The organism is Actinomadura sp. 9N215 (genome assembly GCF_044326345.1).
Taxonomy (GTDB): Bacteria; Actinomycetota; Actinomycetes; order Streptosporangiales; family Streptosporangiaceae; genus Spirillospora.
Genome location: NZ_JBIRBA010000016.1, coordinates 146,103 through 164,797, shown reverse-complemented (window position 1 = coordinate 164,797; position 18,695 = coordinate 146,103). Strand labels below are relative to the sequence as shown.

Genomic DNA, 18,695 nt, shown 5'->3' with positions numbered 1-18,695 from the left:
CGCCGCGCGCGCATGCCCCTTGACCTGGGACGATACGGCTTCGAGAAAATCTTGGAAGAAGTTCGGGCGGCGATGTCGATCCGGCCGGCCCTTCTTCGACGCGTCAGTGAAGGGCCGGGAGGGACCGGCCCGCGAGACACAGGAGACCGCGATGCGCTTCTTGATGATGACCACGGACGACAACTCGGGCGACACCCCGCCGGACGAGGCCATGCTGGCCGAGATGGGCAGGTTCATCGAGGAGACGTCCAAGTCCGGGGTGCTGCTGGCGACCGGCGGGCTGGAGCCGCACGGCGTCCGCATCGCCTCGTCCGGCGGCAAGGTGACCATCACCGACGGCCCGTTCGCCGAGGCCAAGGAGTCCGTCGTCGGGTTCGCGCTGGTCGAGGTCCGCAGCCGGGAGGAGGCGATCGAGCTGTCCAAGCGCTTCTACTCGATCGTCGGGGACGGCGAGGGCGTCATCAAGCAGGTCTTCGGCCCCGGCGACCCGTTCCCCGGCGCCTGACCCGCCGGTGCCCGACCCACCGGTGAGCCCACGGTCCGGCCGCCGGTGAGCCGCCGGCCGGACCGCCCGTGAGCAGGCGCTGAGCTTGCGCGGCGGCCGCTGCGGGTGCTCTCATCGGCAGCGTGACGACAGCCCACGAGCCCGGCGCGGACAGACCCCGCACGGACAGGTCCGCCGCGGACAGGTCCCGCGCGGACAGGTCCGGTGCGGACAGGTCCGGTGCGGACAGGTCCGGCGTGCACGCGAGCGTCGACGCGGTGTGGCGGCTGGAGGCCGCCCGCATCATCGCCGGCCTCGCCCGGATGGTGCACGACATCGGACTCGCCGAGGAACTCGCGCAGGACGCGCTGGTCGCCGCGCTCGAACAGTGGCCGGAGTCAGGCGTCCCGGACAACCCGGGCGCCTGGCTCATGGCCGTCGGCAAGCGCCGCGCCATCGACCGGATCCGCCGCCGCCAGAGGCTTGAGCACAAGCTCGAAGAGATCGGCCGCGACCTGGAGACCCAGGCGCCGCCTGAGCTCGACGTCCCCGACGACGAGCACATCGAGGACGACGTGCTCCGCCTCGTCTTCACCGCGTGCCATCCCGTCCTGTCCACGCAGGCCAGGGTCGCGCTGACGCTGCGCATGCTCGGCGGCCTGACCATCGAGGAGATCGCGCGGGCGTTCCTCACGTCCGAGCCGACCGTGGCGCAGCGGATCGTCCGGGCGAAGCGCACCCTGGCGGACGCGGGCGTCCCGTTCGAGGTCCCCGAGGGGCCGGACCGCGAAGCCCGGCTGGCGTCCGTCCTGGAGGTCGTCTACCTGATCTTCAACGAGGGGTACGCGGCGACCGCCGGCGACGACTGGGTCCGGACGGACCTGTGCCAGGAGGCGCTGCGCCTCGGCCGGATCCTCGCCGAGCTGGCGCCGGGCGAGCCGGAGGTGCACGGGCTCGCCGCGCTGATGGAGATCCAGGCGTCCCGCACGCGGGCGCGGACCGGGCCGTCCGGCGAGCCGATCCCGCTCGCCGACCAGGACCGCGGCCTCTGGGACCGCCTCCTCATCTACCGCGGGTTCGCCGCGCTGCTGCGCGCGAAGGCCATCGGCGAACCGCCGGGGCCCTACGTTCTACAGGCCGCGATCGCCGCGTCCCACGCCCAGGCCCTCACCGCCGAGGACACCGACTGGACGCAGATCGCGTCCCTCTACGAGATCCTCGCGAGCGTCGCCCCGTCCCCGGTCGTGGAGCTGAACCGGGCGGTCGCGGTCGGCATGGCGCACGGCCCGGAGAAGGGCCTCGAACTCGCCGACACCCTCGTGGACGAGCCCGCCCTGCGCGGGTACCACCTGCTGCCCAGCGTCCGCGGCGACCTTCTCGCCAGGCTCGGACGCGTCGACGAGGCCCGGACGCAGTTCGAGCGCGCCGCGGAGCTGACCCGCAACGCACCCGAACGCAAGATCCTCCTGGACCGCGCCGCCGCCCTCGCCAACCCCACGCGGCACTGACCCGATCGCCGGGGTCAGCCGACCGTGGTCCGGGCGGACGCGTCCGGCTCGGGTGGGACGGCGACCGGCCGGGACGGCTCCACCCGGAGGATCGTCGCCACCCAGTCCGGCAGGTACCAGTTCCACCTGCCCATCAGCGACACCAGCGACGGCAGCAGCATCGACCGGACGACCGTGGCGTCCAGCAGGATCCCGAACCCCAGCGCGGTCGCCATCACCTTCAGGTCGGTGGCGGGGCTCGACGCCAGCGCCGCGAACGCGAGAAAGAGGATCAGCGCCGCGCTGGTCACCAGCCGCCCGGTGCGGCCGATGCCCCGCACGATCGCGGTCGTGGTGGACCCCGACGCGTCGTACTCCTCGCGCATGCGGGCCAGGATGAACACCTCGTAGTCCATCGACAGCCCGAACAGGAACGCGAACACGGTGAGCGGAACCCAGAACGTGACCGCTCCCGTCTCGGAGATGCCGAAGACCACCTCGGACCCGTAGCCCCGCTGCCAGAACACCACGACCAGCCCGAACGTCGCCCCCATCGACAGCAGGTTGAACAGCACCGCCTTCAGGGGCAGCAGCAGCGACCGGAACGCCCGCACCAGCAGGACGTAGGTGAGCAGCGCGATCAGCGCGAGCATCAGCGGGAAGTTCCCGTACACCGCGTTGAGGAAGTCGATCTGCGCCGTCCCCGTGCCGGTGACGCCCAGGACGCCCGGCGTGTCCTCGGCGCGGTCGATGACGTCCTCGACCGTGCCGACGGTCTTGGAGTTGACCGTCTCCTCGTCCGGGATCAGCACCACGACCGTCTTGCCGTCCCGGTTGCTCGCGGCGTCGCCGGGCACCAGGGCCCGCTCGATCCCCGGCACCCCGCCCAGCTCGGCGGCCACCGACTTCGCCGCGCCGGTGGACGTGAGCACCTCGATCGGGGTGAGGCTGCCGGTGGTGACCCCGCCGCGCTCCAGGGTGGCCAGCGCCTCGTGGGCGGGCCCGCTCCCGGCCAGCGAGTCGCTGGAGGCCATCCCGATCCTGATGCCGGTGAAGGCCCCGACCAGCGCCAGCAACGCCACGACCGACACGCCCGCCGCGATCCGGCGGCGGCGCACCATCAGGGCCGCCCACCTGCTCCACGACCGGCTCGCCGAGTCCTCGCGGCGGACCCGCGGCCAGTCCCACCTGGGGCCGACGCTGCCCAGCACCGCCGGGGTCAGCGTGAGCGTGGCCGCGACGCTGGCCAGCGGGATCAGCGCGCCGCCCACCCCGACGCTGCGCATGAACGGGACCGGCAGCACCAGCAGCGCCAGCAGCCCGATCGCGACCGTCACTCCGGAGAACACCACCGCGCGCCCGGCGGTCCGCGTCGCGATGACCACGGCCTCATGGTTGTCCGCGCCCCGATGGCGTTCCTCCCGCCACCGCGTCACCACCAGCAGCGAGTAGTCGATCGCCACCCCGAGCCCGATCAGCGCGATCAGGAACTGCACGAGGGCGGAGAACGTGCCCAGCTCGCTCAGCGGCAACAGCAGCAGGAACGTCGCCAGGATCGACGCGGCCGCGATGATCAGCGGCAGGAACGCCAGCATCGACGCGAACACAAACGCCAGCACTGCCAGCGCGCCGACCGACCCGATGAGCACCTCGATGAGGACGCCGGGCCCCTCCGACTCCGAGCCCGTGGCCAGGGCGGTCTCGCCGGTGACGCCGATCGTCGTGCCCGGCGGTTTGGCGGTGTCCAGCGCCCGGCGGATCTCGTCGGTCGGGAGCTTGGCCGTCGCCGACGTGTCGTACTGGAAGAACACCATCGCGTAGGCGGTGCGGCCGTCCTCGGTGACGAACGCCGGATCACCGGTGTTCGCCTGATCCAGCACCCGCACGTTCGGGACCTTGGCCTGGACGTCGGCGAACGCGGCTGCCACCTCGGCCTGGTCGCCCGCGACCGTCCTGCCCTCCGGGAAGCTCACCGTCAGCAGGTAGGGCGCGGTGTAGCCGCCGTTGCCGAACGTCCTGGTGATCTGCTCGGCGGTCTCGCTGCCCGGTTCGCCCGGCAGCGAATACTCGGTCGTCATCCGTTCGGTGACCGGACCGGCGGCCGCTCCCCCGGCGACGGCCACGACAAGCCAGAAGACCATCACGAGCCTGCGATGGGCCAGCATGAATTCAGCCCAGCGACGCATGACGCTCCCCTTCGGATCGACCATGCCCCCACCGGCGGCACACGCCTTCGTTCATTTCTCGTGCTCCCGTGCGTGCTCGTCACAACGACGCTTTTCGGATGGTCATAGCTACTGACAACCCGCGAAACGAGAGTGTGACGATGAACGACGAGGAGTATCTGGCCGCGCGTTTCGAGGGGCACCGGCCCCACCTCCGGAAGGTGGCCTACCGGCTTCTCGGATCGCGGAGCGAGGCCGACGACGCCCTCCAGGAGGCGTGGCTGCGGATCAGCCGCTCCGGCGCCGACGATGTGGAGAACCTGCCGGGATGGCTGACCACGGTCGTCGCCCGGGTCTCGCTCAACATGCTCAAGTCCCGGACCGCACGACGCGAAGGCTCGCTGGACGAGGACCCGCCGCCCGCCGAACCGGCCGCCGACGGCGGCGAGCACGATCCGGAGGGCCGGGCGCTGCTCGCCGACTCCGTCGGCCTCGCGATGCTCGTGGTGCTGGACACGCTCACCCCCGCCGAGCGGCTCGCGTTCGTGCTGCACGACGTCTTCTCCGTGCCGTTCGGCGAGATCGCGCCCATCCTGGAACGCAATCCGGCCGCCGTCCGGCAGCTGGCGAGCCGCGCCCGCCGGCGCGTGCAGGGCGCGTCCGCCGAGCGGGCCGCCGACCCGGCGCGCCAGCGCCGCATCGTCGACGCGTTCCTGCTGGCGGCACGGCGCGGCGACCTGTCCGCGCTGATCTCCGTCCTGCACCCGGACGTGGTCCTGCGCGCCGACCGGGCCACCGTGGACGGGGGCCTTCCCGGGATCGTCCGGGGCCCGGCCGACGTCGCCGGCACCTTCTGCGGCCGCGCCCAGGCGGCGCGCGTCGCCTTCATCGACGGGATCCCCGGGCTGGTGTGGGCGCCGGGCGGACGGACGCGCACGGTGTTCGCCTTCACCGTCGTCGACGGGCAGATCACCAAGATCGAAATGATCTCCGACCCGGACCACATCGCCCTACTGGAGATCCAGACGGCACCAAGCAACTGAACCGACCGACCGAACCGATCGAACCAGCCAGACCAGCCGAACCGACCGAACCAGCCGGCCCGGCCGAACCAGCCGGCCCGGGCCACCTCTGTCGGAACATGTCCGAAACGGTGTTTGCTACTTAAACGAAGGCCGTAGCTCGGAGAGGAACCCCGGTGATCGATCGCTCAGACGTCCGCGCCGCCGGCGCCCGGGTGGCGGGCCATGTCCGCCGCACACCGGTGCTCGCGGTGGATCCGGCGCCGCTCGCGCCCGCCGCGCGCATATGGCTGAAGCTGGAGCTGACCCAGCACACCGGGTCGTTCAAGGCGCGCGGCGCGTTCAACCACATCCTCGCCGCGCGGGACGAGGGGCGGCTGCCGGACGCCGGGATCGTCGCGCCCTCCGGCGGCAACGCGGGCCTCGCGTTCGCGTACGCGGCGTCGCGGGCGGGCGTCCCGGCCGAGGTGTACGTGCCGGAGACCGCGCCCGCGGTGAAGGTCGCGCGGCTGCGCGCGCTCGGCGCCGCGGTCGTCCAGGTCGGCACCCGGTACGCCGAGGCGCAGGACGCCGCGACCAAGCGCGCCGCCGACACCGGGGCGCTGTTCTGCCACGCCTACGACCTCCCCGAGGTCTGCGCCGGTCAGGGCACGCTCGGCGCCGAGATCCTGGAGCAGACCGGCGGGGAGATCGACACCGTCCTGCTGGCGGTCGGCGGCGGGGGACTGATGGCGGGCGTCGCCGCCGCCCTGGAAGGACGCGCCCGCGTCGTCGGCGTCGAGCCCGAGCTGATCCCGACCCTCGAACGCGCCCTCCACGAAGGACGCCCGGTCGACGTGGACGTCTCCGGCGTCGCCGCCGACTCGCTCGGCGCCTCCCGGCTCGGCGAGATCGCGTTCTCCGTCGCGTCCCGGACCGGGGTCCGTCCCGTCCTCGTCACGGAGGAGGCGATCATCGAGGCGCGCCGGTTCGTCTGGGACGAGTACCGCCTGGTCATCGAGCACGGCACCGCCGCCGCCGTGGCCGCACTCCGCTCCGGCGCCTACCGCCCGTCCGCGGACGAGCGCGTCATGATCGTCCTCTGCGGCGCCAACACCAACCCATCCGACCTGCTCTGACCCCACACCCCTGACCACCACGCCCTCGCCGCCACGCCCCTGACCGCCACGCCCCTGACCACCACGGCCTCGGCGCCACGGACCTGCGCGCCACGGACCTGCGCGCCCCGCCCCCGACCGCCACGGCCTCGGCGCCACGGACCTGAGCACCACGCCCCTGACCGCCACGGCCTCGGCGCCACGGACCTGCGCGCCACGGACCTGCGCGCCCCGCCCCCGACCGCCACGGCCTCGGCACCATGGACCTGAGCGCCACGGGCCTGCGCGCCACGGGCCTGCGCGCTACGGGCGCAGGTGGGCGGCGAGGGTGCGGGCCTCGCGGACGACGGCGGACGACCCCTTCCGGGCCGCGAGCTCGGTGATCTCGGGGATGGGGCCGCGTGCGCCCGACCAGCGCGCGGTCTTGAGTCCGAGCGCGATCAGCCGGTTCAGCCCGTGCACCGGACGCTCTCCCGGCCCCGGGCACAGGACGGGCAGGGCGGCGGCGACGGTGTCCCAGACCGGGGCGTACGCGCCGGCGTCCGCCGCCCGTTCGAGGGCCTCGATGATCCTGACCGGCTGGATGTCGCCGTCGAGCGCGAGCCGTCCGAGGTGGCGTCCGAACTCGGCGGTGGGCAGGTCGCCGCAGGCGGCCATGGTGAGCAGCGCCGCGTCGGCCTCGTCGTGGCGGCGCAGGACGAGCTGACGCGCGAGGAAGTGCCCGACGGCCTCGGCGAACGGCCCGTCCCCCGGCGTGAGCCGGACGAGCTCCCCGACCGATGTCCCGTAGCTGAACGAGAACCTCCCATGCCGCAGATGCGGCAGCATGTGCGCCGCGACGACCTCCGGATGGGACGGCAGCAGCCGCGGCCACGTCGCCTGATACAGCCCGTGATCGTCGTAGACGTACTTGGGCGGGGCCGTGAACACCGCGTCGACCAGCGGCAGCCCGGTCGGCGGCGCGCTGATCACCGCCTCCGGACGGTCGTCCTCAAGCGGCCGCATCGACACCTCCGGCACGGGAAGCCCGCCCTCGGCCAGCCAGTTCGCGGCGGTCAGCCCGACCGGCGAGGTCAGCGCGGCCGCGCGCCGGACCGCCTCGGGCGCGATGTCGCGGGGCAACCGCAGCAGCGCCTGCTGGAGGTCGGCCGGACCGGTCTCGGCGCCCGCGATCTGGAGCGCTTCCAGGCGTTCGACGAGCGTGACCGGGGCGAGGTGCCCGGTCGGCTCGGTCGGGGTGGCGAGGAGGAGCGGCGGCGGCGCGCCCCGCTCGACGGCGGCGCAGATCTCCGCACACCGGTGCAGGTAGAGCAGATGCGGGGCGGAGAAGTCCCGGGACGACGGGAGCCTGCCGCGCCAGTCGGGAGGCACCGGCGCCGTGCCGGTCAGCAGGCGCCCGGACGCCACCAGCCATTCGTGGGGGTGCGTCCAAGGCGCGCCCGACTCCAGGCCCGGGAAGAAGTTCGGATGAAGGACGGGCGCGAGCGCGGCGCGGACGGCGTCCGGGTCGTCATGGGCGAGCCGGACGAGCCCGGCCATCGTCCGTTCGGTCCCGGCCCAGTCGAAGCCGATGTCGTTGACGGCGACCGCCAGCTCGGCGGCGGTGGTGATCGGTGGCGGAAGCGCGGGAAGCGGGTCCCTGGGCGGAGGCGCGGCGAGCGGGGGCGGCGCCGGTTCCGTGTCCGGTTCGGGGACGGCGACCTCGCCGCCGAACCGCGCGGCGACCTCGGCGCCGAGGTCCGGCGGGAGCACCGGCACGGCGCCGGCGATCGGCGCGGGGTCGGTCGCGGCGGGAAGTTTGAGCGCGACGCGGACGGCGCGCTGCTGGACGCCGTACGACTCGTGCGCGAACGCCTGGACGAGAGCCGCCGCGCAGTCGTCCGCCAGCGCCGGCCGTCGCTGGAAGGTCTGCTCCAGCCACGACAGCCCCGACCTCACCAGCCCGGACTCGGGGCGGAACAGCACCCCGTCCAGCGCCTCCACCACCTGCCGGGACGGCAGGCCGGGAACCTCCCGGAGCAGCCCCAGCGCGAGGTCGGCGACCGGGCCCGGCGCGGCGGGGAGCAGCCGCACGTAGTCGAGCGCGTGTTCGCGGATCTCGCGTTCCCTGGCGGCCGGGGCGTCCGGCATGAGCAGGCCGTGCAGCCGGACGAAGAACCGCAGGTCGGTCGCCGTCCCGCCGCGCAGGAACCGGCGGACGCAGCCGCTCAGCAGCATCCGCCGCCCCACCTCGCCCCGCTCGGCCAGCGTGGCGAGGGTCCGCGGCCAGGACGAGCTGTCGCGCAGCCGCCGTCCGACGCCGTCCGCCTCGAAGACGCGCGGCAGCAGGAACGGTAACAGCGGGTCTTGCGCGCGGGGCGGCGCGGACGCCACCCAGCCCACGACGAGAGGGTCGTGATGGGGCGGCTCGATGCCCGTCTCGGCCAGCAGCGCCAGCACGAGGTCGAGCCCGAGGTGCCGCGGGCCGCGCAGGCGGAGCGTGAGGCGGCGCGTCAGGTCGGCGAGCCACGCGTCGTCGCGGTCTTCCCAGAGGTCGAGCAGCAGATCGGTGTCGTCGTGGTCGCCGAGCCAGCGGGAGTTGAACTCGCGCCGGTTGAGCCACACCGCGACCGCTGACGCGCCGGTCAGCGTGCCCGCGCCCGCGGCGCGGAAGGCGGGCGCGTAGTCGTCGATGCCCTCCCAGGGCTCGCGCCGCGCCCGCACCTGCTTGACGTGGCCGGGCAGGGCCTTGGCGACGGCGCGGCGTCCCGCGGTGTCGAGGGCGCGGACGGCGTCGGCGACGGCTTCCGGCTTCCGCTCGTCGATGAGGGCCGCGACCGTCTCCCACGCGCGTGCGCCGTCCAGGTCTGGTAACTGCGTTGCGCTCGGCATGCCCCGGACGCTAGAGCCCCCCACTGACAGTTTGGCGCCGCGTCAACCCCCGAGTCGGCACCGCCACCCGCCGCCGCCATCGGCGTCGGGCGTCGGCGTGGGGTGTCGGCTCAGCGGTTAATGCGGAGCGACTCCAGCGGCATCGGCCGGACGGGACGTTCCGGCCCGGTGGACCGGGTCCCCGGCCCGCTCCCGCAGAGCGCCTCCACCACGTGCGCGCCGAGCGCGCTGTCGATCGGGTCCGGGACGGGAACACCGTTGGCGTCGAGCTTCTGGTACTTCGAGAGGTTCAGCGCGAAGGAGATCTGCCGCGTCCCGGCCGCCGACGACAGCGACTGGGTTCCGGCCCCGAAGACGGAGCCGTCGTGGCCCCAGAACGTCCCGCAGGGCAGGTCGCTCGCGTAGAGGCCGAGGCCGTAGTTCATCAGGACGTTGCCGTCCTCGTCCTTCACGGGGACGGTGCGTTGCATCTCCGCCAGCGCGCCCTTGCCGATGAGTCCGCCGGTGAAGAGCTTGCGGTAGAAGAGGTTGAGGTCGTCCATCGTGGAGACCAGTGCGCCCGCCGTCCACGCCCAGCTCATGTTGAACGTGCTGTAGTCGCGGGGTGGTTTCACATGCTGGTAGAGCGACTCGTACATCCGCGAGTGCGGCTCGTCGATGCGTGGACCGGACGGAAAGTACGTCTGCTTCAACCCCGCCTTGCCGATGACGTTCCGGGCGATGTACTTCTCCGCCTTCGTCCCGGTCACTTTCTCCAGGAGCCGTCCGGCGATGGCGTAGTTGGTGTTGGAGTAGGACCAGCGCTCCCCCGGCTCACCTACGCGCGGTGTCTGCATCCCCCACTTGATGAGCTGCTCGGGTGAGAGCTTCCGGAGGCGGTTCTCGTCCAGGCTCTTGGGAGAAACTTCCGTCAGCGAAGGGAACGCAAGGGCGACGTAGTCGCCGATGCCGCTGGTGTGGTTGAGAAGCATCCGCACGGTGACCTGCTTCCCCGGGCGTCCGGGGAACACGTCGGGCAGGTACTGGCCGACCGGTGCGTCGAGCGCGACGCGTCCCGCCTCGACCTGTTGAAGGATCGCCGTCGCGACGAACGTCTTGGTGATGCTCCCTACCCGGTGCCGCATGTGCGGCGTGACGGGCCGCTGGGTCCGGACGTCCGCGACGCCGGACGCGCCGTTCCACGTGCTGTGCCCGTCTCGCACCGACGAGAACAGCCCGTACATCCCGGCCTCGTGCGTGGCGTCGAGCGTGGCGCGCAGCTTCGCTGGATCGGACGGCCCGGCCGACGGACGCGCCTCGGCCGCGGTGGTGGCGGCCGGTACGGGTTCCGGCCCGGCGGACGCGACCACCGCGGCCACCGCCGCCGTCAGCACGACCGCGGCGCCGGTGGCGGCGGCCCATGCCGCGCCGGCGCCCGTGAGCGGCCCCCGCCGTCCGAACCGCTTCGCCATCGCCCTCATCTCCAGTCGCCGGAACGTCCAGAGAGAGTCTCCATGAAGATCATCCACAGTGTCATCCGACTACGGAAGGAAATCGCCTCCTCCCGCAGCGTGTCCCACCCGGGCCGTGGGTTCGGGCCCGTCCGGGTCGCGGGTTCGGGCCTGTCCGGGAACCCGGGTTCGGACCTTCCCGGGGGCGCGGGTCAGTGCAGCGGGTCAGTGCAGCGGGTCAGTGCAGCGGGTCAGTGCAGCGGGTCAGTGCAGCGGGTCAGCTCAGCAGATCGGCGAGGGTCTCGCGCCGCGACGGGTGGCGCAGCTTGTGCATCCCCTTGGACTCGATCTGCCGGATCCTCTCGCGCGTCACCCCGTAGACCTTGCCGACCTCTTCGAGCGTCTTGGGCTCGCCGCCGGACAGCCCGAACCGCATCGAGATCACGCCCGCCTCCCGCTCGGTCAGCGTCTCCAGCACGGCGTCGAGGCGTCCGCGCAGCATCGAGGACGCGACGACGTCGGCGGGGTCGCCGCCGTCCGGGTCCTCGATGACGTCGCCGAGCTCGCCGTCGCCGTCCTCGCCGAGCGGGGTGTGCAGCGACAGCGGCTCGCGGGCCTGCCTGCGCAGCCACTCCACCTTCTCCGGCGTCACGTCCAGCTCGACGGCCAGCTCCTGCGACGTCGGCTCCCGGCCGAGGTCCTGCATCATCCGCCGCCGGACGCGCGTCATCCGGTTGAGCACCTCGACCACGTGCACGGGGATGCGGATCGTCCGGCTCTGGTCGGCGAGCGCGCGACTGATCGCCTGCTTGATCCACCACACGGCGTAGGTGGAGAACTTCAGGCCGCGCCGGTACTCGAACTTCTCGACGGCGCGGATCAGCCCGAGATTGCCCTCCTGGACGAGGTCGTTGAGCGGCAGCCCATGGCCCATGTAGCGCTTGGCGAGCGAGACCACGAGGCGGAGGTTCGCCTCCACCATGTGCTCCTTGGCGCGGCGCCCGTCGACGGCGATCCACTCCAGATCGGCACGGTCCTGAAGGCTGAGGTCGTCGCCGCAGGTCTCCAGGCGTTCGCGGGCGAACAGCCCGGCCTCGATGCGTTTGGCCAGGTCGACCTCCTGCTCGGCGGTGAGCAGTGCGGTGCGGCCGATGCGCGAAAGGTAGTCCTTCATCGGGTCGACGAGGTTCACGGTCGCGCGCGGGATCCCACGGGGGGCCGCGCGGCGCGCGTCGGTGGCGTTCAGGGCGGTGTCCTTTGTTCGTCCAGCCGGGAGGGAACGGGTCACCCGTTCTCGGTACCCGATAGCCTTGCGACATAAACTTAGGACGGACCTAGAGATGTGTCAATGACAAACTTGGGTCGCATATGAGATGATGGCGGCATGGGACTCCGGGAGATGAAGAAGCAGCAGACGAGGGAGAACATCTCGCACGAGGCGACGCGCCTCTTCCTGCGGCACGGCTTCGACCGGGTGACGATCGCCGACGTCGCCGCGGCGGCGCAGGTGGCCAAGATGACGGTCACCAACTACTTCCCGCGCAAGGAGGACCTCGCGCTCGACCTGCACGAGGCCTTCGTCCAGCGGCTCGCCCGCACGGCCGCCGACCGCGCGCCGGGCGAGTCGGCGCTCAGCGCGCTGCGCCGCGGCCTCCTCCACGCCGTCGAGCGGCACGACCCCGTGATCGGCTTCTCCGGCCCCGGCTTCGCCCGCATGATCACCGAGAGCCCCGCGCTCGTGGCCCGGCTCCGCGAGTTCCACGAGGAACGCGAGGACGCCCTCGCCGCCGTCCTCGCCGAGGAGACCGGAGCGGGCCCGGACGACCCCCTCCCCCGCCTCGCCGCCGCGCAGTTCGCGGCCGTCCACCGCGTCCTGTTCAACGAGACCCTCCGCCGCACCCTGAACGAAGAGCCCGACGACGAGATCGCCGCGGCCGTCACCGCGTCCGCCCGCCTCGCCTTCGACCTCCTGGAGCGCTCGCTGGGCGACTACGCCGTGCTGCCGAAGGGAGACGACCCTTCGGGAACCTCCTCCTGAGCTCAGGTGATGACGAGTAGGAGATCGCCGGCCTGAACCTGGGTCGCCTCCGGGACGGCCAGGCGGGCGACGGCGCCCGCGACGGGGGCGGTGATGGCGGCCTCCATCTTCATCGCCTCGATGGTGGCGACCACGTCCCCGGCGGCGACCTCGTCGCCCTTGGACACGCGGAGGGTCACCGAGCCGTCGAACGGGGCCGCGACGTGGCCGGGCTCGGACGGGTCGGCCCGCTCGACCGGCGGCGCGTCCGACGCGACGGACTTGTCGCGGACGGAGAGCGTCCGGAGCTGGCCGTTCACCGTGCAGATGACCTGCCGGACGCCCGCCTCGTCGATGGCTCCGACCGCCTCAAGGCTGGCGAGGACGCGCACACCGGGTTCGAGGTCGAACGCGACCTCGTGCCCGGTGCGGAGCCCGTAGAGGAACGGGCCCGTGGGCAGGACGGACAGGTCTCCGTAGGCGGCGCGGGCTTCGCGGTAGTCCTTCGCTGGGCCGGGGAAGAGTAGACGGTCCAGCGTGTCGCGTACTTGAGGGCCGTCCAGGGCCTTCTCTTCGGCGCCGTCGAGTTCGGCACGGGCGGGCGTGTATTGGCGTCCTGCGAGGGCCTTGGTGCGGAACGGTTCGGGCCAGCCGCCGGGCGGGTCGCCCAGTTCGCCGTTCAGGAAACCGATGACGCTGTCGGGGATGTCGTAGCGCTCCGGGTTCTCCGCGAAGTCGTCGGGGTCGGCACCGGCCGCGACCAGGTGCAGGGCCAGGTCACCGACAACCTTGCTGGACGGGGTGACCTTCACCAGCCGTCCGAGGATGGCGTCGGCCGCCGCGTACAGGCGTTCGATCTCCTCGAAGCGGTCGCCGAGACCGAGCGCCACCGCCTGTTGGCGCAGGTTGGACAGCTGCCCGCCAGGGATCTCGTGCTGGTAGACGCGTCCGGTCGGCGACGGCAGGCCCATCTCGAACGGCGCGTAGAGCTTCCGGACGGCCTCCCAGTACGGCTCCATGACGGTCAGCGCGTCCAGGTCGATGCCGGTGGCGTGGTCGGTGGAGTCGGTCGCGGCGACGATCGCCTGGAGGGGCGGCTGGCTCGTGGTGCCCGAGAGCGGCGCGGCGGCCCCGTCGACGGCGTCGACACCGGCTTCGATGGCCGCGATGTAAGTGCCGATCTGCCCGCCCGCCGTGTCGTGGGTGTGCAGATGGACGGGCAAGTCGAAACGCTCCCGCAGTGCCCGGACGAGCGTACGGGCGGCGGGCGCACGGAGCAGGCCCGCCATGTCCTTGATGCACAGGATGTGGACGCCCGCGTCGACCAGTTCCTCCGCGAGGCGCAGGTAGTAGTCGAGGGTGTAGAGCCGCTCGTCCGGGGACGACAGATCGCCCGTGTAGCAGAGGGTTCCTTCGACGACCGCGTGCGTTTGCAGGACGGCGTCGATGGCGGGACGCATGCGCTCTATGTCATTCAAGGCGTCGAACACGCGGAAGATGTCGACGCCCGTACTGGCCGCCTCCTTGACGAAGGCGCGCGCGACCGAGTCTGGGTACGGGGTGTATCCGACGGTGTTGCGGCCACGCAGAAGCATCTGGATGCAGAGGTTCGGAGCGGCCTCACGGATCGCGGCCAGCCTGTCCCAAGGCGACTCGCCCAGGAAGCGGAGCGCGACGTCATATGTTGCGCCGCCCCATGCCTCGATGGAGAGAAGCTGCGGAGTCATACGGGCGAGGTAAGGCGCGGCTGAGAGCAGGTCGTAGGTGCGCACACGGGTGGCTAGGAGCGACTGATGCGCGTCCCGGAAGGTCGTGTCGGTGACGGCCAAGGCGCTCTGGGAACGGAGCTGTTCGGCGAACGCGTGTGCGCCGAGCGTGAGGAGCCGGTCCCGTGAGCCTTTCGGGAACGGGGCGTCCATGGCGAGCGGCGGGAGCTTCGTCGCCGGGTCCAGATTGGTGGGCGCCTCACCGTGCGGCTTGTTGACGGTCACGTCCGCCAGATACCGGACGAGCCGCGTCGCGCGGTCACCGCTCGACCGGGCCGTGAGCAGTTCGGGATGGTCGCCGATGTAGGACGTCGTGACGCCGCCCGCGCGGAAGTCCGGCTCGTCCAGCAGCGCCTGCAGGAACGGGATGTTCGACGCCACGCCGCGGATGCGGAACTCGGCGACGGCCCGGCGCGCCCTCCGCACCGCCTCCTCGAACGTCCTGCCGCGGCAGGTCAGCTTGACCAGCAGCGAGTCGAAGTACGGGGAGACGATCGCGCCGCCGTAGGCCGTGCCCGTGTCCAGGCGGACGCCCGCGCCGCCCGGCGACCGGTACGCCGAGATCTTGCCGGTGTCGGGACGGAAGCCGTTCGCGGGGTCCTCCGTGGTGATGCGGCACTGGACGGCGAAACCGCTCACCGTCACCTCGTCCTGCGCGATGCCGAGGTCGGCGAGCGTCTCGCCGCCCGCGACGCGCAGCTGGCTCTGCACCAGGTCGATGCCGGTGACCTCTTCGGTCACCGTGTGCTCGACCTGGATGCGGGGGTTCATCTCGATGAAGACGTGCTCGCCGCGGTCGTCCACGAGGAACTCCACCGTTCCCGCGTTCTCGTAGCCGATCTCGCGGGCGAACCGGACCGCGTCCTCGCAGAGCCGCCGCACGACGTCCGGGTCCAGCCTCGGCGCGGGCGCGATCTCCACGACCTTCTGGTGGCGGCGCTGCACCGAGCAGTCGCGTTCCCGCAGATGGACGATGTGCCCGGCACCGTCGGCGAGGATCTGCACCTCGATGTGGCGCGGCCGGTCCACCGCCTGCTCCAGGAACACGGTCGGGTCGCCGAACGCGCTCTCCGCCTCGCGGCGCGCGGTGTCGACGGCGGCCGCGAGGTCCTCGCGGTGGTCGACGCGCCGCAGTCCGCGCCCGCCGCCACCGGCCGCTGCCTTCACGAACAGCGGGAACCCGACCTCGTCGGCGGCCGCCAGCTCCCGTCCGGGCTCGGGCGTCGCCGAACGCAGCACCGGCAGGCCCGCGCGCCGCGCCGCCGCGATCGCCTCGATCTTGTTGCCCGCGAGGCTCAGCACCGACGACGGCGGGCCGACGAACTTGATCCCGTTGCGCTCGCACGCCTCCGCCAGCTCTGGGCTCTCCGACAGGAACCCGTAGCCGGGGTAGACGGCGTCGGCGCCGACCCGCAGCGCGGTCTCGACGATGCCGTCCACGTCCAGATATGCGCGGACGGGATGGCCGTGCTCGCCGATCTCGTACGCCTCGTCCGCCTTCTGCCGGTGCAGGGACAGCCGGTCCTCGTGCGCGTACACGGCGACGCTGGCGATGCCGAGTTCGTATGCCGCGCGGAGGGCGCGGACGGCGATCTCGCCACGGTTGGCGACGAGCAGCTTCGTGATCACGTGGTTCTCCAGGAGACGGCGGCGCGGGGGCGTGGGGATCGTCGGATACCTACCCAGTTGAACGGCCGCGACAGCCGTCCGGCCCGGACGAGCGTTGTGAACAAAGTGAGAGATCGCAGCTCGCGGGAAAATGCACGATTGTTCACCATCGCGTCCACACCCGTACTGACCGCTTATCACACGATCGGTCGGAATCTCCGAGCCGCACGGTCCTAGACTCGTCACGGCCACCGGTTCGCGCGCCGCTGGAAGGGGTTCGGTGTCCGATCGAGACTGGCAGCACACCGTGCTGCGCGAACTCGGCGCCCTGAACACCGGCCTGGCCCCGCCGACCGACCGTCCACGGCCCGCCTCCCCCGCCGTTCGCGAGACGTCCGCACAATTCATCCCGACACCACCCCACCCCTCACCACCCACCGCGCCGCCACCGCCCACCCCTGCACCGCAACCAACCGCGCCCCAACACACCGCTGCGCCACCCATGGCGCCACCAGCGCCACCACCAGCCGCGCCGCCACCGTCTGTGCCACGGCCCGCCCCAGTGCGAGGTTCTTTCGCGGACGCGCGCGCCGCCGCACCGCCAAGAATCGCGCCGTCGTCGCCTGCTGCGCCGTCGTCGCCTGCTGCGCCGTCGTCGGCTGTTGCGCCGCCATCGGCCGTTGCGCCGCCATCGGCCGTTGCGCCGCCTTCGGCCCCGACTCCGCCGCAGCCCCGCCGCACCGCGGCGGCGGTAGGCGGCTCCCCCGTCCGGCAGGCCCCGGACGACCTCGCGGCCCGGATCGGCGCTCCCGTCCCGTCCTGCCGCCGGATCTGCGTGACGAGCATCAGAGGCGGCGCCGGAAAATCGACCCTCGCCGCGCTCATCGCCGGCGTCATCCGTCACCAGCGCGGCGACCAGGTCATCGCGATCGACGCCGATCCGGGGCTGGGTTCGCTGGCGCTCCGCCTGGGAGTGACGGCGTCCAGTTCCCTCCGCCACCTGGCCGCAAGCGCCCCGCGCACCTGGGAAGAGACGGCCACGCATCTGGAATGTACCCATGACGGCCTGTTCGTCCTTCCCGCAGTGCCTCGCGGAACCGTGGTCGACGAGCTGACCTACGAACACTTCCAGCGCGGAACAGGCCCCCTGCACCGCTACTTCTCCACGGCGGTCATCGACTGTGGAGCAGGGCTCAGCGCAGAGCTCCAGCGCGGCATCCTCGCCACCGCCCATGCGCAGGTCTTCGTCACTCCCTGCACCGCCGACGGCGTGGTCAGCGCGCGCGCCGCCCTCGACTGGCTCGCCGTCAACGGCTATGGCCCGCTCCTGCGCCGGACGGTCATCGCCCTGGTCGCGCACACTCCGAAGCCGGACACCGACCTTGAACGAGCCAGCCAGATCCTCGGCGCCGACGGACTTCCCGTGACGTACGTTCCGTTCGACCGCCGCCTGGCGACCGGCGTCGCTATCAATCCCGAGCGCCTCCGCCCACCCGCCCGCACGGCCGCGACACGCATCGCCGTGGCCGCCTTCGCCCGTTCCTTGGACGTCCCATGAGCCGCGAACTGATCGTGCTGTCGCCGCACCGGCCGGAGGTGGGCGAGAGGTATCTCTTCGACCCGCAGGGCCGTCTCCTCGTACGCATCCAGGAGCCGGTCCTCGTGCCCGTGCCGGGCGAGGTGGAACGGCTCCTCGGGACGCCGTCGCCCACCCCGGTCTGGTGGACCGAGCTCCACACCGCCGCGGACTCACCGGAAGCGGAACAGCTCGCACGCGACTGCGCCGAAAGGCTCGGAGGCACGATATGGCCGTGAGCGGCGGAGCGGACGTCCTCACACCCACCGCGATGGTCTTCCTCCAAGACCGCCCCATCGTCCCGTTGAGCCCGGCCCTCGCGAACGCCCTCCGCGAATGCGAGAGCACTGGCCGCGCCCTGCAGGTCGTCACGTCTCCGAACAGCCGCATAACCCTGCCTTTGCGGTCGTCCAGGGCGCAGTGGGTCGTCCATTCCGACGGCTACTACGAGGGCCTCACCGGGCGCCCGATGCGTTGGGACGGCACCGCGTTCGCCCCGGACGCCAACGCCCGCGACTACGCCCCCGCCTACAGGTCAGCCACGTCCGCACCTGTCGGCAGCCAACTCGTCCTGACGTTCCAGGCCGCCGCCACCGAGAACCGTGGCGCGCGGGTCGAACACCTGATGCGCCTCTTAACGGGGCAGCCCCCGATCGGCTGGGGCACCACCGAACCCTTGGAACACCCCTGGAATCCCTCGGAATTGCCCAGGCAGGACGTCCGCGTCATCGCCGTAGGCGTGTCCGCCATGGCCACCGTGGATTTCTCCGGCGGCGCGGAACTGACGACCGCCACCGTCGGCTACGCCCCCACTGCCGAGCCGCCGATCGCGGATCTGCCGTCCCTGATCAGCGAACTCGCCACTGCGAACCCGATCGCGTCGTTCTTCGCACAGCTCAACCCTGGACGGGCCGATCTCACCACCGAGCCCCGCTGGACCGGCGCCGCCGCCCCTATCGGACTCGCCATCCAGGGCGCGTTCACCGGCGCCCCTGGCTTCACCAGGCAGCGCCTAGGCCCCCTGACGTGGTTTCCGCTGGGCGACGGCCGCTCCCCCGAATACTGGCAACGCCACCAAGACCTCCTCACCCACCTGCGCTCCCAGCAAAACGGCCGTCCCGGGTGAACGCGGCCGTCCCCGGTTAGCGTGACCGCGCGGGCCTTCGGATGCC

Annotated in this window: 14 protein-coding genes; 8 read left to right on the top strand and 6 right to left on the bottom strand. The window is 72.2% G+C overall.

The genetic code is table 11. The annotated features are described in order from the left end of the window. Positions 1–151: 151 nt before the first annotated feature. On the top strand, positions 152–505 hold the full coding sequence (locus tag ACH34T_RS25650; protein WP_396023467.1) for a YciI family protein: 354 nt from the start codon (positions 152–154) through the stop codon (positions 503–505). A 302-nt stretch (positions 506–807) separates the two neighbouring features. Then, entirely contained in the window at positions 808–1,992 is a 1,185-nt protein-coding gene (locus ACH34T_RS25645; protein WP_396023519.1) for an RNA polymerase sigma factor, read from the top strand. A 14-nt stretch (positions 1,993–2,006) separates the two neighbouring features. Here ACH34T_RS25645 and ACH34T_RS25640 read toward each other — a convergent pair whose 3' ends face one another. Next, positions 2,007–4,157, bottom strand: coding sequence for an MMPL family transporter (locus tag ACH34T_RS25640; protein ID WP_396023466.1), 2,151 nt, complete (start codon positions 4,155–4,157; stop codon positions 2,007–2,009). 140 nt (positions 4,158–4,297) lie between these two features. Between ACH34T_RS25640 and ACH34T_RS25635 the strand changes: the two genes are divergently transcribed. Together ACH34T_RS25635 and ACH34T_RS25630 are read left to right on the top strand one after the other, a co-directional pair. Beyond that, positions 4,298–5,179: a sigma-70 family RNA polymerase sigma factor gene (locus ACH34T_RS25635; protein WP_396023465.1), complete on the top strand. Its 882-nt coding sequence runs from the start codon at positions 4,298–4,300 to the stop codon at positions 5,177–5,179. 155 nt (positions 5,180–5,334) lie between these two features. Continuing rightward, positions 5,335–6,276 (top strand): threonine/serine dehydratase, encoded by a 942-nt coding sequence (locus ACH34T_RS25630; RefSeq protein WP_396023464.1) that lies wholly within the window; start codon positions 5,335–5,337, stop codon positions 6,274–6,276. Between the two features lie 282 nt (positions 6,277–6,558). Here the strand turns inward: ACH34T_RS25630 and ACH34T_RS25625 are convergent, their stop codons facing one another. The 3 genes from ACH34T_RS25625 to ACH34T_RS25615 all read right to left on the bottom strand — a co-directional run bounded on the left by ACH34T_RS25625 (position 6,559) and on the right by ACH34T_RS25615 (position 11,844). Next, a complete protein-coding gene (locus tag ACH34T_RS25625; RefSeq protein WP_396023463.1) occupies positions 6,559–9,126 on the bottom strand; it encodes a DUF6493 family protein in 2,568 nt (855 codons plus the stop codon). A 110-nt stretch (positions 9,127–9,236) separates the two neighbouring features. Next, complete coding sequence (locus ACH34T_RS25620; RefSeq protein ID WP_396023462.1) at positions 9,237–10,577, bottom strand: serine hydrolase domain-containing protein; 1,341 nt, start codon at positions 10,575–10,577, stop codon at positions 9,237–9,239. Between the two features lie 256 nt (positions 10,578–10,833). Then, positions 10,834–11,844: an RNA polymerase sigma factor gene (locus ACH34T_RS25615; protein ID WP_396023461.1), complete on the bottom strand. Its 1,011-nt coding sequence runs from the start codon at positions 11,842–11,844 to the stop codon at positions 10,834–10,836. Positions 11,845–11,940: 96 nt separating this feature from the next. Between ACH34T_RS25615 and ACH34T_RS25610 the strand changes: the two genes are divergently transcribed. Beyond that, entirely contained in the window at positions 11,941–12,594 is a 654-nt protein-coding gene (locus ACH34T_RS25610) for a TetR/AcrR family transcriptional regulator (RefSeq protein WP_396023460.1), read from the top strand. A 2-nt stretch (positions 12,595–12,596) separates the two neighbouring features. Here the strand turns inward: ACH34T_RS25610 and ACH34T_RS25605 are convergent, their stop codons facing one another. Then, a complete protein-coding gene (locus ACH34T_RS25605; protein ID WP_396023459.1) occupies positions 12,597–15,968 on the bottom strand; it encodes a pyruvate carboxylase in 3,372 nt (1,123 codons plus the stop codon). A 383-nt stretch (positions 15,969–16,351) separates the two neighbouring features. Further along, positions 16,352–16,639 (bottom strand): hypothetical protein, encoded by a 288-nt coding sequence (locus tag ACH34T_RS25600; RefSeq protein ID WP_396023458.1) that lies wholly within the window; start codon positions 16,637–16,639, stop codon positions 16,352–16,354. A 143-nt stretch (positions 16,640–16,782) separates the two neighbouring features. On the opposite strand from ACH34T_RS25600, the gene ACH34T_RS25595 reads away from it, so the two are divergent. The 3 genes from ACH34T_RS25595 to ACH34T_RS25585 are packed head-to-tail and all read left to right on the top strand — an operon-like array spanning position 16,783 to position 18,649. Further along, positions 16,783–17,505: a MinD/ParA family protein gene (locus ACH34T_RS25595; protein ID WP_396023457.1), complete on the top strand. Its 723-nt coding sequence runs from the start codon at positions 16,783–16,785 to the stop codon at positions 17,503–17,505. Then, positions 17,502–17,762 carry a hypothetical protein gene (locus ACH34T_RS25590; protein ID WP_396023456.1) on the top strand — a complete coding sequence of 87 codons (261 nt, stop codon included), beginning with the start codon at positions 17,502–17,504 and terminating at the stop codon, positions 17,760–17,762. The genes ACH34T_RS25595 and ACH34T_RS25590 overlap by 4 nt, the downstream gene beginning before the upstream one ends. Further along, a complete protein-coding gene (locus tag ACH34T_RS25585) occupies positions 17,759–18,649 on the top strand; it encodes a DUF6177 family protein (protein ID WP_396023455.1) in 891 nt (296 codons plus the stop codon). The genes ACH34T_RS25590 and ACH34T_RS25585 overlap by 4 nt, the downstream gene beginning before the upstream one ends. Positions 18,650–18,695 lie beyond the last annotated feature (46 nt).

What these genes read in the sequence shown, in the direction of transcription:
- ACH34T_RS25650 (WP_396023467.1), top strand. Translation starts at nt 152, where the DNA reads ATGCGCTTCTTGATGATGACCACGGACGACAACTCGGGCGACACCCCG.
- ACH34T_RS25645 (WP_396023519.1), top strand. Translation starts at nt 808, where the DNA reads ATGGTGCACGACATCGGACTCGCCGAGGAACTCGCGCAGGACGCGCTG.
- ACH34T_RS25640 (WP_396023466.1), bottom strand. Translation starts at nt 4,157, where the DNA reads ATGCGTCGCTGGGCTGAATTCATGCTGGCCCATCGCAGGCTCGTGATG.
- ACH34T_RS25635 (WP_396023465.1), top strand. Translation starts at nt 4,298, where the DNA reads ATGAACGACGAGGAGTATCTGGCCGCGCGTTTCGAGGGGCACCGGCCC.
- ACH34T_RS25625 (WP_396023463.1), bottom strand. Translation starts at nt 9,126, where the DNA reads ATGCCGAGCGCAACGCAGTTACCAGACCTGGACGGCGCACGCGCGTGG.
- ACH34T_RS25620 (WP_396023462.1), bottom strand. Translation starts at nt 10,577, where the DNA reads ATGGCGAAGCGGTTCGGACGGCGGGGGCCGCTCACGGGCGCCGGCGCG.
- ACH34T_RS25610 (WP_396023460.1), top strand. Translation starts at nt 11,941, where the DNA reads ATGGGACTCCGGGAGATGAAGAAGCAGCAGACGAGGGAGAACATCTCG.
- ACH34T_RS25600 (WP_396023458.1), bottom strand. Translation starts at nt 16,639, where the DNA reads ATGGCGGCGCAACGGCCGATGGCGGCGCAACAGCCGACGACGGCGCAG.
- ACH34T_RS25590 (WP_396023456.1), top strand. Translation starts at nt 17,502, where the DNA reads ATGAGCCGCGAACTGATCGTGCTGTCGCCGCACCGGCCGGAGGTGGGC.